We start from the raw sequence: 12793 nt of genomic DNA on the forward strand, positions 1-12793 counted from the left end.
CCCTGCGCCCGGTGCTGAGTTTCCCACCCGCCCTGTTGCTGCGCGCCCAGCCGGTGCGCGTGGTCTTCTTCGATGTGGACGGGGTGCTGACCGATGGCAGCCTGTATTTCAGCGAAGCGGGCGAAACGCTGAAACGCTTTCACACGCTCGACGGCCTGGGCCTGCAGCTGCTGAAGCGCGCCGGCATCACGCCGGCCGTGGTGAGCGGGCGCGACTCCGCCGCCCTGCGCCTGCGCCTGTCCGCCCTGGGCGTGGTGCATGCGCGCCTGGGCACCGAAGACAAGGCCCCGGCGGCCGAGGCCATCCTGGCCGAACTCGGCCTGGACTGGGGCGCCGCCGCCGCCATGGGCGACGACTGGCCCGACCTGCCCTTGCTGCGGCGCGCTGCGCTGGCCGCCGCCCCCCCCACCGCGCACGCCGAGGTGCTCGCCGTGGCCCACCACGTCACCGAGCGCCAGCCCGGTGCGGGCGCCGTGCGCGAGCTGTGCGACCTGCTGCTGGTGGCCCAAGGCGCGTATGCCCGTGAGCTGGAGGCGGCCGCGCGGTGAGCACGTCCGACCCGCTCGATTTCTTCGACACCGTCGACCAGACGATCGATGCGCCGCGCGCGCCACGCCGCAAGCGCAAGCTGCTGGACAACCTCTCGATCTACCTGCCCGTGCTGCTCATGGGCCTGCTCGCGCTCGCCTCCTACTGGCTGCTGCGCGCCACGCCGGCGCCCGAGTCGGCCGAACCCGAACGCCCGGTGAGCACAGAGCCCGACTATTTCATGCGCCGCTTCTCGGTCAAGGCCTTCGATGCCAAGGGCACGCTCAAGACCGAGGTCAAAGGCGTGGAGGCTCGCCACTACCCCGCAACCGACATGGTCGAGATCGACGACGCGCGCATCCGCCACATCGGCGACCAAGGCCTGCCCACGCTGGCCACCGCGCGCCTGGTGACCACCAATGGCGACAACACCGAGTTCGTGCTCCGGGGCAACGCGGTGATCGTGCGCGAGGCCGGCAACGACCTGAATGGCCAGCCCCAGCCCCGGCTGGAGTTCCGCGGCGAGTTCCTGCACGTGTTCCTGGAGCCGGACCGCATCGTCTCCGACCAGCCCGTCACGCTGCTGCGCGGCAGCGACCGCCTGGTCGCCGACACCCTGGACTACACCGGCGAGGACCAGGTCGCGCGCTTCAAGGGCCGCGTGAAAGTGCAGCTGGCGCCGCGTTGAGCGCCCCACCCAGGCCCACCCCACCATGCACCCGACCCCCACCGTCTCCGGCCCGCTGGTGTTCATCACCGGCGCTTCCAGCGGCATCGGCCAGGCCCTGGCGGCCCGCTTCGCGCGGGCGGGTTACCGGCTCGCGCTGGTGGCGCGCCGCACCGAGGACATGCAGGCCTGGGCCCAGGCACAGGGCTTCGACGCCGCGCGCTGCCAGGTGTATGGCGCCGACGTGGCCGACATCGACAGCATCGTCGCCGCCGGCCAGGCCTGCCTGGCCGCGCAAGGCGTGCCCGACGTCGTCATCGCCAACGCCGGCATCAGCATCGGCATGGACACCGCCGACCGGAGCGACATCGACGTGATGGCGCGCACCTTCGCCACCAACAACACCGGCCTGGCCGCTACCTTCCACCCTTTCGTGGCGGCCATGACCGCGCGCGGCAGCGGCGCGCTCGTGGGCATCGGCAGCGTGGCCGCCATCCGGGGCCTGCCCGGGCACGGCGCCTACTGCGCCAGCAAGGCCGCGGTGGTGGCGTATTGCGAGAGCCTGCGGGGCGAGCTGCGGGGCAGTGGTGTGGCCGTTGTCACCCTGCTGCCGGGCTATGTGGACACGCCGCTGACACGCCAGAACCGCTACCGCATGCCGTTTCTGTTGACCGCGGAAACCTTCGCCGACCGCGCGTTCGACGCCATCGGCGCGGGCACGAGCTACCGCGTCATTCCCTGGCAGATGGGCGTGGTCGCCAAGCTGCTGCGGCTGTTGCCCAACCCCTGGTTCGACCGCCTGCTCGCCGGCCGCCCGCGCAAGCACCGCCAGGGCGAGCGGGACCCCACCCGCTGAGGCGGCCATGAAAAAAGCCCTGGGGCAGATGCCACAGGGCTTTTGTGTCGTGTCGACCGGCGCCAGGCGCCGGTTCAGTCCGACGGGTGCGGGCGATCAGTAACCGCCGCGGCCACCACCGCCACCGCCTTCACGACGGCCACCGCCGCCGTAGGGGCTGCGGAAGCCGCCTTCACCACCGCCACCACCACCAAAGCCGCCGCCGCCACTGCGGCCACCGCCGAAGCCGCCACCACCGCTGCGGGGCGGGCGGGCTTCCATCGGACGTGCTTCGTTGACCACCAGGCTGCGACCGCCCAGCGATTGACCGTTCATGCCTTCGATCGCGGCTTGCGCTTCGGCATCGCTGCCCATTTCCACAAAGCCGAAGCCCTTGGAGCGACCCGTTTCGCGTTCCATCATGACCTTGGCGCTGTTGACAGAACCATAGGCGCTGAAAGCTTGTTGCAGGTCTTCGTCGCGCACGGTGTAAGGCAGATTGCCCACGTACAGTTTGTTGCCCATGGTTGGGACTCCTAATAACACAGAGAAAAATAGCGATGGAGCCCCGTTAGCACACAAAAACCTGTAGCACGCGAAACCAACCGATCACTTGTCAAAACGAGCGTTTTCCACGCTCGCCGAGGGATTATGCGCTGAATGTCCTGCAAACACTAACTATTTTTCAGGATGTGCAAAGGTGTGGTAAGCCCGATGCGCGGCAACAACAGGGAGGCGAAAACAGCGGGAAAACCCGTCTTGGCGGGCCCTGGCCGGCGGCTGCAGGGGCCGTAGGATCAATTTATACTGACCCCCAGCGCCGATTTGTTCCAGATTGCGGGCGCTTTAAAAATGCCGCTAAAGGGGAGATTCCCGGTCTCGCTCTTGGCGGCACCGGGTTTTTTTATTGGGCGAACGCCGCCCGCAGGACAAGGCCTTGATCGTCACGCCACAGACCTTCCCATTCTCCGAACCGCTGCCGCTGCGTTCCGGCGCCACCCTGCCGGCCTATGAGCTGGTGGTGGAAACCTATGGCACGCTCAACGCCGACCGGTCCAACGCGGTGCTGATCTGCCACGCGCTCAATGCCTCGCACCATGTCGCGGGCTGGTACGCCGACGACAGCGGCCAGCCGCTGGCGCGCAGCGAGGGCTGGTGGAACAACATGATCGGCCCGGGCAAGCCGGTCGACACCGACAAGTACTTCGTCATCGGGGTCAACAACCTGGGTTCGTGCTTCGGCTCCACCGGCCCGACCCACACCAACCCCGCCACCGGCACGCCCTGGGGCGCGGATTTCCCGGTGGTCACGGTGGAGGACTGGGTGGATGCACAGGCCCGCCTGCTCGACGCCATGGGCATCCAGACGCTGGCGGCGGTGATGGGCGGCAGCCTGGGCGGCATGCAGACCCTGAGCTGGACCCTGCAGTACCCCGAGCGCGTGCGCCACGCGGTGGTGGTGGCCAGTGCGCCCAACCTCACGGCCGAGAACATCGCCTTCAACGAGGTGGCGCGGCGCGCCATCGTGACCGACCCCGATTTCCACGGCGGCCACTACCTGCGCGAGGGCACGCTGCCGCGCCGGGGCCTGCGCATCGCCCGCATGATCGGCCACATCACCTACTTGAGCGACGACGTGATGAACGAGAAGTTCGGGCGCAGCCTGCGCTCGAGCGACGCCCAGGATCCCGCGGCGGCGGCCGAACTGGCCTACCGCTACTCCACGCAGGACGTGGAGTTCCAGATCGAGAGCTACCTGCGCTACCAGGGCGACAAGTTCAGCGAGTACTTCGACGCCAACACCTACCTGCTGATCACCCGCGCGCTCGATTATTTCGACCCGGCGCGCGCGTTCGATGGCAACCTCACGGCCGCGCTGGCGCGCGCCCAGGCGAAGTTCTTCCTGGTGAGCTTCACCACGGACTGGCGGTTTTCACCCGCGCGCAGCCGCGAGATCGTCAAGGCCCTGCTCGACAACCAGCGCGACGTGAGCTACGCCGAGATCGATGCGCCGCACGGCCACGACGCCTTCCTGCTCGACGATCCGCGTTACCTGCAGGCGGTGCGGGCCTACTTTGAACAGACCATCGCGGGAGGCAAGGCATGAGCGCCGCGCCGGGCCGCCCCAAGCAAGCTCGCTCCGCAGTGCGCAGCACGGAGGTTTTCAAATGAGCGAAAAGCCATTGATGGACGCCATCGCCCGCCTGGTGCCGCCGGGCTCGCGCGTGCTGGACCTCGGGTGCGGCGACGGCGCCCTGCTGGCCCATTTGCAGGCCGCGCGTGGCTGCAGCGGCTATGGCGTGGAGATCGACGACGCCAAGGTGCTCGCCTGCATGCGGCGCGGCGTCAACGTGCTGCAGCTCAACCTGGAAGACGGGCTGACCATGTTCGGTGACGACGCGTTCGACGTGGTGCTGCAGATCGACACCTTGCAGCACCTGCGCAACGCCGAAACCATGCTGCGCGAGACCGCGCGCGTGGGCCGCCTGGGCGTGGTCGCCTTTCCCAACTTCGCGCACTGGCCCAACCGCCTGCACGTGCTGCAGGGCCGCATGCCGGTCACCAAGCGCCTGCCTTACCAGTGGTACGACACGCCCAACATCCGCGTCGGCACGCACGCCGACTTCGAGGTGCTGGCGCGGCGCAACGGCCTGACCATCGAGGACAGCTTCGGCCTGCACGAGGGCCGCGAGGTCCGCGTGCTGCCCAACCTGATGGCCAGCACGGCCGTGTTCCGCTTCTCGAGCTGATCGGCGGCCCGGCTCAGGCCCGGCCGGCTTCGCGCGCGGCGTCGGCGCCGAAGTCGCCCTCGATCGGCTGCGCGTCGGTGGGCATGTCGGGGTAGACCTCGCGGAACACCTCGCGCATGCGCGCCAGGGGCAGGTCGTCGAAGGCCCCATGTTCGTTCACGTACTCCATGTGCTGGCGGCCTTCGCGGTCGAAGGGGTGGTAGATCGAATCGGCCTCGCCATCGAACTCCAGCGGCAACAGGCCGAACTTGTCGCACAGCTCGATGTTGAAAGCCGGCGTGGCCTTGCGCCAGGCGCCGTCGATCCACAGCGAGGTGTAGCCGTGCCAGACGAAGACGTCGGTCTTCATGGTGTGGCGCATGCGCTCGGTGGAGAGGTGGTTGCGCACGTCGGCAAAGCCCAGCCGCGCGGGAATGCCCTCGGCGCGGCACACCGCCGCCAGCAGCACGGCCTTGGGCACGCACCAGCCGTGGCCTTGTTCCAGCGCGCGGCTCGCGCTCATGCCGGCGTCGGACATGTCGATGCGGTAGGGGTCGTAGCGCAGCCCGTCGCGCACGGCGAGGTACAGCGACACCGCCTTCTCGCGCGGTGTCTCGCCGTGGACGTGTTCCCGGGCGAAGGCGCGCACGGCGGGGTGGTCGGTTTCGATCCAGCGGGTGGCGGCCAGGTGTTGCGGGCCAGGCGGGGTGGTGTCGTTCATCGGTCCAAGTTACCAGATGGCCGGCGGGGCCACCGACGCCTCAGGGACAAACCCTGAGCCGGCGCGGGGCCGCTTCTGCGTACTTTGGTACTCGATGTGCCTGGCGAGCGGTGATTGGGGCGGGTTTGTCGGCCTTTTTACGCCTTCAGCCGCCGCCGCGCTGGCCGATATTCCTGGGACCAACCCGTCAACTGAGGACCCGATCCATGGACATGCGCAACGAAGCCAACCACCTTGCCCGCCACGACAGTGCCAGGGCCGCCGCCGCACAAGCTGCCAGCGCCGAATTCCTGACCTTCCGCCTGGGTGGCGAGGAGTACGGCATCGACATCCTGCGCGTGCAGGAAATCCGCTCCTACGAAGAGCCCACCCGCATCGCCAACGCCCCGGCGTTCATCAAGGGCGTGGTCAACCTGCGCGGCGTGATCGTGCCGGTGGTGGACCTGCGCATCAAGCTGGGTTGCGACAAGGTGGAATACAACGGCTTCACCGTGGTGATCGTGCTCAACGTGCACGGCCGCGTGGTCGGCGCGGTGGTCGACTCCGTCTCCGACGTGCTCGAGCTCGCCGGCGACCTGATCAAGCCGGCACCCGAGATGAACACCAACGTCAACACCAGCTTCATCACCGGCATCGCCAGCGTGGGTGAACGCATGCTGATCCTGATGGACATCGAAGCCCTCATGTCCGGCAGCGACATGGGCTTGATGGACAGCGCCCAGGCACTTCAATAACAAGCCCGCGGCCCGGGTCGCGACGAGGAGCTTCCGAAGATGAGACCAACCGACAACCGACAAAGCTCGGTGGCGCGCCGCGTCGCCCTGCTCGCCGTGGCCCTGCTGTCCGTGGTGCTGGTGCTGATCAGTGGCGTCATGTCCGTCATGGCGGAAAAATCCTCGCGCGAGCGCATGGTCCAGTGGACGGGCGACAAGGCCTTGTCCGTGGGCAATTCGATCGACGCTTTCGACACCACGGCGCGCATGATGACGGACCGGGCCTACAAGCCGTTCCGCCAGAAGTTCGCCGACAAGTTCGAGCTCGACGTGCAGGCCGGCATGCTCAAGGGCTGGGGCATGCTGCTCAACAACGACTTCTCCGAGGTCGACACCTTCGGCCGCACCAACGGTGGCGCGGCGACGATCTTCATGCGCAAGGGCGATGACTTCGAGCGCATCAGCACCTCGCTGAAAAAGGAAAACGGCGAGCGCGCCATGGGCACGATGCTGGCCCGCAAGCACCCGGCCTATCCGTTGATGCTGGAAGGCAAGACCTACACCGGCCGCGCCGTGTTGTTCGGCAAGCCCTACATGACGCATTACGAGGCCCTGAAGGACGACGCCGGCAAGGTGGTCGGCATCCTGTTCATCGGTTTCGACATGGCCGACTTCCAGACCGCGCTGGACAAGCTCGTGGACGAAGCGCGCTTCTTCGAGAGCGGTGGCAGCTATGTGATCGACCCCGCCGGATCGAACGAGGACGCGGTGTTCGTCTCGCACCCCACGGCCGCGGGCAAGAAGGTGCTGGAGGTGAACCCCGGTGCCGCCGCGATGCTGAGCGAAATGCGCGCATCGCCGGAGGTGTTCGTGGGCGAGGCCACGCCTTTGTTCAACGCGTCCATCGAGCGGCCGTGGGCGGTCAAGCGCCAGTCCCAGTCGGGCTGGTGGGTGGTGGCCGAGGTGTCCGACAAGGAAGCCATGGCCAGCTACTGGCGCACCATGTACGCCCTGTGGGCCATGCTGGCCGTGGCCACGGCCGCCCTGGGCGCTGGCATGTACCTGCTGGTGCGCCGCAACGTGAGCCAGCCGCTGGCCCAGCTGACCGCCGCCGTCACCACCGTGGCGCAGGGTGACCTGAGCCAGGCCTTCCAGTCCAGCCGCAGCGACGAAATCGGTCGCCTGGTGCGCGAGGTCGAGAGCATGCGCCAGCGCTTCCTCGGCATGATGCGCGAGCTGCGCAGCGCGACGGACAGCATCAACACGGCGTCGGTGGAGATTGCCTCGGGCAACCAGGACCTGAGCGCGCGCACGGAGCAGGCGGCAAGCAACCTGCAGGAAACGGCGGCGAGCATGGAGCAGCTCACGAGCACGGTGCGCCAGAGCGCGGATGCGGCGCGCCAGGCAAACCAGCTGGCGGCCAGTGCCGCGGAGATCGCGGTGCGCGGCGGTGAAGTGGTGGGCCAGGTGGTCACGACCATGGACGAGATCAACCACAGCAGCAAGAAGATCAGCGACATCATCGGCGTGATCGACGGGATCGCGTTCCAGACCAACATCCTGGCGCTGAACGCGGCGGTGGAAGCCGCGCGGGCCGGGGAGCAGGGGCGGGGCTTTGCGGTGGTGGCTGGCGAGGTGCGCAACCTGGCGCAGCGCAGCGCGCAGGCGGCCAAGGAGATCAAGGGCTTGATCGGCGCGAGCGTGGACAAGGTGGAGACGGGCTCCAGGCTGGTGGCCGATGCGGGGCAGACGATGAGCGAGATCGTGGGCTCGGTGCAGCGGGTGAGCGACATCATCGGGGAGATCACGGCGGCGGCGGGTGAGCAGAGCGACGGGATCGGACAGGTGAACGTGGCGGTGACGCAGCTGGACCAGATGACGCAGCAGAACGCGGCGCTGGTGGAGGAGAGCGCGGCTGCGGCCGAGAGCCTCAAGGACCAGGCCAAGCGGCTGGACCAGGTGGTGCGCGTGTTCCGCACCGGCGACGCCGAGCACCAACGCCCCGCCGAGCCGTCGCCCGTGGCCACCGTCGCCACGCCGCCGGCATCGGCACCGGTGCTGACCTCGGTGGTGAAACCGGCCACGTCCGCGGCGCCCGCCAAGGCCATGGCCGCAGTGCCCACCAAGGCGGCGATCGTTCCCGTGGTGGTGGCCCAGCCGACCCCGGCCAAGCCCAAGGCCAGCCGGCCCGTGGAGCCGGTGGCGGCACCGGTCCGTCCCGCGCCTGCCGTGGCCAGCGCTCCCAGCGCCGGCAGCGAAGGCGACTGGGAAAGCTTCTGATCGATTCTTCTCACCCACACGGATTCCTCTTTCCCATGTCTTTCCATCAATTCAAGGTCGGTCATCGGCTGGGCCTGGGTTTTCTCAGCGTGCTGGTGCTGCTCCTGGCCGTCACCGCGCTGGGCTGGAGCGGCCTTCGCGCCACCCAGGCGGCCACCGAGCGCGTGATCCATCTCGAGCACCTCGCCTCGGTCACGGAAGAGTGGGCCGCCGGCACGACGCTGAACATCAGCCGCGCGCTCGCCGTGGCCAAGTCCCGCGCCGACCCGGAGGTCGATGCCTACTTCAAGCCGCTGATCGCGCAGACGTCCACGCGCATCAGCGAACTGCAGAAGACGCTGGAAGCCGAGATCACCAGCGCCGAAGGCAAGGCCTTGCTGGCCAAGATTTCGACGGTGCGCGGCGAGTACATCGCGGTGCGCAAGACCTTCTTCGACGCCCTCAAGACGGGTGACCTCGTGGCCGCCAACCAGATCCTGGCCAGCCAGGTGCTGCCGGCCGCCGACCGCTACAGCGGTGCCCAGAACGAGATGCTGGCCGCCCAGCGCAGCCTGGTGCAGGCCGCCATGGCCGATTCCGCCCGCACCGTGAGCCGCAACGTGACCTGGCTGGTGACGCTGGCCGCGCTGGCGGTGGTGGTGGCGTCCCTGCTGGCCTGGCGCATCACCCGCTCGGTGACGGTGCCGGTGCACCAGGCGGTGGTGATCGCCTCGGCCGTGGCCGATGGCAACCTGTCGGTGCCGGTGCAGACCGACCGCAAGGACGAGCTGGGCGACTTGCTCAACGCCCTGGGTGCGATGAAGAACTCGCTGATCCAGACCGTGAGCCAGGTGCGCAGCGCGACGGACAGCATCAACACGGCGTCGGTGGAGATTGCCTCGGGCAACCAGGACCTGAGCGCGCGCACGGAGCAGGCGGCAAGCAACCTGCAGGAAACGGCGGCGAGCATGGAGCAGCTCACGAGCACGGTGCGCCAGAGCGCGGATGCGGCGCGCCAGGCGAACCAGCTGGCGGCGAGCGCCGCGGAGATCGCGGTGCGCGGTGGTGAAGTGGTGGGCCAGGTGGTCACGACCATGGACGAGATCAACCACAGCAGCAAGAAGATCAGCGACATCATCGGCGTGATCGACGGGATCGCGTTCCAGACCAACATCCTGGCGCTGAACGCGGCGGTGGAAGCCGCGCGGGCCGGGGAGCAGGGGCGTGGGTTCGCGGTGGTGGCCGGTGAGGTGAGGAACCTGGCGCAGCGCAGCGCGCAGGCGGCCAAGGAGATCAAGGGCTTGATCGGCGCGAGCGTGGACAAGGTGGAGACGGGCTCCAGGCTGGTGGCCGATGCGGGGCAGACGATGAGCGAGATCGTGGGCTCGGTGCAGCGGGTGAGCGACATCATCGGGGAGATCACGGCGGCGGCGGGAGAGCAGAGCGACGGGATCGGGCAGGTGAACGTGGCGGTGACGCAGCTGGACCAGATGACGCAGCAGAACGCGGCGCTGGTGGAAGAGAGCGCGGCCGCCGCCGAGAGCCTCAAGGACCAGGCCCGGCGCCTGGCCGGTGTCGTGCAGATCTTCCGCACGGACGCCCATTCCTCATGAACACGGGCGGCGCCTGACCCCGCCGCATCCTTTCAATCAACAAGACGAAGAGACAGTCATGCAACACTTGATGCGCCAGTTTTCCATCCGAATCCGCATGAGGGCCGCCATCGGCGTGGTCCTGATGCTGCTGCTGCTGGTCGGTACCGCCGGCTGGTGGGGCATGGCGCGCATGCACGCGCTGAACGAGGACTTTGTCGAACGCACCTTCGAAGAGACGCTCACGCTCTCGCGCCTGCAGGTGGCGCTGGGCGACATGGGCCGCCACGAGAAGGACATGATCATTGCCTACGAAAAGCCCGAGGCCGTGCTCAAGGCCAAAGCCCAGTGGCAGGCCGCCCGTGACGAGGCCCAGAAGCAGATGGACGTGCTGCAGGCCGGCAAGGAAGAGGGCGAGAACGAACTGGTGCGCGAGATGCAGTCGCACCTCACGAAGTACGTCGCGGCCGTGGGGCCGGTGACGAACCAGCTGGAGTCCTCCGGCTACGACTCGGCGACGGTGGCCAACCGCATGCTGGGCCGCGCGCACGCCAACTACGGCGACCTGCTGCAAAGCCTCAAGCAGCTGGAAGAGGTGCTGATGGCCGATGCCGCCAGTGCCCGCCAGGCGGGCAAGAGCGCCAACGACCAGACCCTGATGCTGTTCGGCCTGGCCGTGGCGATCGCTGCCCTGGTGGTGGTGCCGACCACGCTGTCCAACATGAACAGCATCTGCCGCCCGCTGGACGAAGCCCAGCATCTGGCCAGCGCGATCGCCAAGGGCGACCTCACGCGGACGATCCAGCGCGAAGGCAAGGACGAAACGGCCGCGCTCATGCGCGCGCTGGGCGACATGCAGGCCTCGCTGGCCCGCATCGTGGGCGAGGTGCGCAGCTCCACCGACAGCATCGGCACCGCCAGCCAGCAGATCGCCAGCGGCAACCAGGATCTCTCCAGCCGCACGGAGCAGGCGGCGAGCAACCTGCAGGAAACGGCGGCGAGCATGGAACAGCTCACCAGTACGGTGCGCCAGAGCGCCGATGCCGCGCGCCAGGCCACGCAGATGGCCGTGGCCAACGCCGAGGTGGCGGTGCGCGGTGGCCAGGTCGTGGGCCAGGTGGTCACGACCATGGACGAGATCAACCACAGCAGCAAGAAGATCGGCGACATCATCGGCGTGATCGACGGGATCGCGTTCCAGACCAACATCCTGGCGCTGAACGCGGCGGTGGAAGCCGCGCGGGCCGGGGAGCAGGGCCGGGGCTTCGCCGTGGTGGCGGCCGAGGTGCGCAGCCTGGCGCAGCGCAGCGCGCAGGCGGCCAAGGAGATCAAGGGCCTGATCGAGACCAGCGTGGGCAAGGTGGAAGATGGTTCGCGCCTGGTGGCGCAGGCCGGCAGCACCATCGGCGAGATCGTGGCCAACGCCGAGAAGGTGTCGGCCTTCATCAGCGACATCACCACCGCCGCCGGCGAGCAGAGCGACGGGATCGGACAGGTGAACGTGGCGGTGACGCAGCTGGACCAGATGACGCAGCAGAACGCGGCGCTGGTGGAAGAGAGCGCGGCCGCCGCCGAGAGCCTCAAGGACCAGGCCGGTCGCCTGGCCGAAGCGGTGCGGTTCTTCCGCATCGACGACGGCACCCCGATGTTGCGCGCCTGAGCGCCGCGAGGGGCACGCCATGAACTTCAACCAACGCCTTCTTCTGGCGTTCGTCGCGCCGGCCGCGCTCTTCGTGGCCGGCCTGGCGGGCAGCATCTGGTCGCTGGCGCAGACGCAGTCGCGCTTCGACCACTACATCAAGACCGAGCAGGCCACGGCCAGCGGCCTGCAGGACATGTATGCGCAAGGCCTGCAGATGGGCCAGGCGCTGCGCAACATCGTGCTCGATCCGAGCAACCAGCAGGCCTACAAGAACCTGGAGGCGGCGCGCGAGGCCTTCGACGCGGCCCACCAGACCACGCTCGCGGCCGCCAAGGGCACGCCCGCCGAAGCGGGTCTGGCCCCACTGGCCGGCTTGCGCACGGCCCAGGCCCAGGCGCAGGACAAGGTGCTGGCCCTGCTGAAGACCAGCGCACCCGATGCGGTGCAGATGCTCAACACGGAAGAAACGCCGGCCTGGCGCAAGCTGCGCGGCGAACTGCTGCAGCTGGGCAAGGCCTCGCAGGCGCTTTCGACGCAGACGCACGAACAGGTCAACGCCGAGGCCGACCGCGCCCGCGCGCTGGCCATCGGCCTGGCCTTGTTGGCCCTCTCGGCCGCCGTGGTGCTGGGGCTGGTGGTGCAGCGCACGCTCAAGCGCGAGATCGGCGGCGACCCGGCCATGGCGCGCAGCGCCTTGCGCCGCATCGCCGACGGCGACCTCAGCGGCGCCACGCCGCCCGCGCAGGATCCCAACAGCCTGATGGGCGCGCTCTCGGCCATGCAGACCTCGATGCGCACCCTGGTCGGCCAGGTGCAGCAGTCCAGCGGGGGCATCGACGTGGCCAGCGGCGAGATTGCCTCGGGCAACCAGGACCTGAGCGCGCGCACGGAGCAGGCGGCGAGCAACCTGCAGGAAACGGCGGCGAGCATGGAGCAGCTCACCAGCACGGTGCGCCAGAGCGCGGATGCGGCGCGCCAGGCGAACCAGCTGGCGGCGAGCGCCGCGGAGATCGCGGTGCGCGGTGGTGAGGTGGTGGGCCAGGTGGTCACGACCATGGACGAGATCAACCACAGCAGCAAGAAGATCAGCGACATCATCGGCGTGAT

At 68.5% G+C, this 12793-nt stretch carries 12 protein-coding genes and 1 riboswitch; of the genes, 10 read left to right on the forward strand and 2 right to left on the reverse strand.

Annotated elements, in window-relative coordinates:
• The first annotated feature begins 2 nt into the window (after nt 1–2).
• Genes AC1Q9M_RS25240 through AC1Q9M_RS25250 form a run of 3 tightly spaced genes read left to right on the forward strand, consistent with a single transcriptional unit; the run spans nt 3 to nt 2051 of the window.
• Nucleotides 3–548, forward strand: a complete 546-nt coding sequence (locus AC1Q9M_RS25240; protein WP_382325784.1) for a KdsC family phosphatase — start codon at nt 3–5, stop codon at nt 546–548.
• Nucleotides 545–1216 carry an LPS export ABC transporter periplasmic protein LptC gene (gene lptC / locus AC1Q9M_RS25245; RefSeq protein ID WP_382152771.1) on the forward strand — a complete coding sequence of 224 codons (672 nt, stop codon included), beginning with the start codon at nt 545–547 and terminating at the stop codon, nt 1214–1216. Before AC1Q9M_RS25240 ends, lptC begins: the two co-directional genes overlap by 4 nt.
• Before the next feature lie 25 nt (nt 1217–1241).
• The gene (locus AC1Q9M_RS25250; protein WP_492436374.1) at nt 1242–2051 is read left to right on the forward strand and encodes an SDR family oxidoreductase; all 810 of its coding nucleotides are present in this window, start codon (nt 1242–1244) and stop codon (nt 2049–2051) included.
• 96 nt (nt 2052–2147) lie between these two features.
• On the opposite strand, the gene rbp is transcribed toward AC1Q9M_RS25250, so the two are convergent.
• On the reverse strand, nt 2148–2555 hold the full coding sequence (gene rbp / locus AC1Q9M_RS25255) for an RNA-binding regulator (RefSeq protein ID WP_291115208.1): 408 nt from the start codon (nt 2553–2555) through the stop codon (nt 2148–2150).
• A 282-nt stretch (nt 2556–2837) separates the two neighbouring features.
• Nucleotides 2838–2913, forward strand: a riboswitch (SAM riboswitch).
• 24 nt (nt 2914–2937) lie between these two features.
• Here rbp and metX point away from each other — a divergent pair.
• Both metX and metW read left to right on the forward strand, forming a co-directional pair.
• Nucleotides 2938–4137: a homoserine O-succinyltransferase MetX gene (metX, locus tag AC1Q9M_RS25260; protein ID WP_492436376.1), complete on the forward strand. Its 1200-nt coding sequence runs from the start codon at nt 2938–2940 to the stop codon at nt 4135–4137.
• A 61-nt stretch (nt 4138–4198) separates the two neighbouring features.
• A complete protein-coding gene (metW, locus tag AC1Q9M_RS25265) occupies nt 4199–4780 on the forward strand; it encodes a methionine biosynthesis protein MetW (protein ID WP_297402977.1) in 582 nt (193 codons plus the stop codon).
• Nucleotides 4781–4793: 13 nt separating this feature from the next.
• Here the strand turns inward: metW and AC1Q9M_RS25270 are convergent, their stop codons facing one another.
• A complete protein-coding gene (locus AC1Q9M_RS25270) occupies nt 4794–5480 on the reverse strand; it encodes a transglutaminase-like domain-containing protein (RefSeq protein ID WP_382322366.1) in 687 nt (228 codons plus the stop codon).
• A gap of 206 nt (nt 5481–5686) precedes the next feature.
• Here AC1Q9M_RS25270 and AC1Q9M_RS25275 point away from each other — a divergent pair, with 206 nt between their 5' ends.
• The 5 genes from AC1Q9M_RS25275 to AC1Q9M_RS25295 all read left to right on the forward strand — a co-directional run.
• On the forward strand, nt 5687–6214 hold the full coding sequence (locus AC1Q9M_RS25275; RefSeq protein ID WP_291115200.1) for a chemotaxis protein CheW: 528 nt from the start codon (nt 5687–5689) through the stop codon (nt 6212–6214).
• Between the two features lie 39 nt (nt 6215–6253).
• Nucleotides 6254–8473 carry a methyl-accepting chemotaxis protein gene (locus tag AC1Q9M_RS25280; protein ID WP_444691498.1) on the forward strand — a complete coding sequence of 740 codons (2220 nt, stop codon included), beginning with the start codon at nt 6254–6256 and terminating at the stop codon, nt 8471–8473.
• Between the two features lie 35 nt (nt 8474–8508).
• A complete protein-coding gene (locus tag AC1Q9M_RS25285) occupies nt 8509–10065 on the forward strand; it encodes a methyl-accepting chemotaxis protein (RefSeq protein WP_444692247.1) in 1557 nt (518 codons plus the stop codon).
• A 58-nt stretch (nt 10066–10123) separates the two neighbouring features.
• The gene (locus AC1Q9M_RS25290) at nt 10124–11704 is read left to right on the forward strand and encodes a methyl-accepting chemotaxis protein (RefSeq protein ID WP_382322363.1); all 1581 of its coding nucleotides are present in this window, start codon (nt 10124–10126) and stop codon (nt 11702–11704) included.
• A 19-nt stretch (nt 11705–11723) separates the two neighbouring features.
• Nucleotides 11724–12793, forward strand: a 1070-nt coding sequence (locus AC1Q9M_RS25295; protein ID WP_492436380.1) for a methyl-accepting chemotaxis protein, incomplete at its 3' end; no start/stop codon positions are given.

The sequence above is a fragment of the Hydrogenophaga sp. GW823-FHT04C09 genome (genome assembly GCF_058796355.1).

Bases quoted from the DNA above. Each gene is read 5' to 3' on its own strand.
- AC1Q9M_RS25250 (WP_492436374.1), top strand. From the start codon at position 1,242: ATGCACCCGACCCCCACCGTCTCCGGCCCGCTGGTGTTCATCACCGGC.
- rbp (WP_291115208.1), bottom strand. From the start codon at position 2,555: ATGGGCAACAAACTGTACGTGGGCAATCTGCCTTACACCGTGCGCGAC.
- metW (WP_297402977.1), top strand. From the start codon at position 4,199: ATGAGCGAAAAGCCATTGATGGACGCCATCGCCCGCCTGGTGCCGCCG.
- AC1Q9M_RS25270 (WP_382322366.1), bottom strand. From the start codon at position 5,480: ATGAACGACACCACCCCGCCTGGCCCGCAACACCTGGCCGCCACCCGC.
- AC1Q9M_RS25275 (WP_291115200.1), top strand. From the start codon at position 5,687: ATGGACATGCGCAACGAAGCCAACCACCTTGCCCGCCACGACAGTGCC.
- AC1Q9M_RS25280 (WP_444691498.1), top strand. From the start codon at position 6,254: ATGAGACCAACCGACAACCGACAAAGCTCGGTGGCGCGCCGCGTCGCC.
- AC1Q9M_RS25285 (WP_444692247.1), top strand. From the start codon at position 8,509: ATGTCTTTCCATCAATTCAAGGTCGGTCATCGGCTGGGCCTGGGTTTT.
- AC1Q9M_RS25290 (WP_382322363.1), top strand. From the start codon at position 10,124: ATGCAACACTTGATGCGCCAGTTTTCCATCCGAATCCGCATGAGGGCC.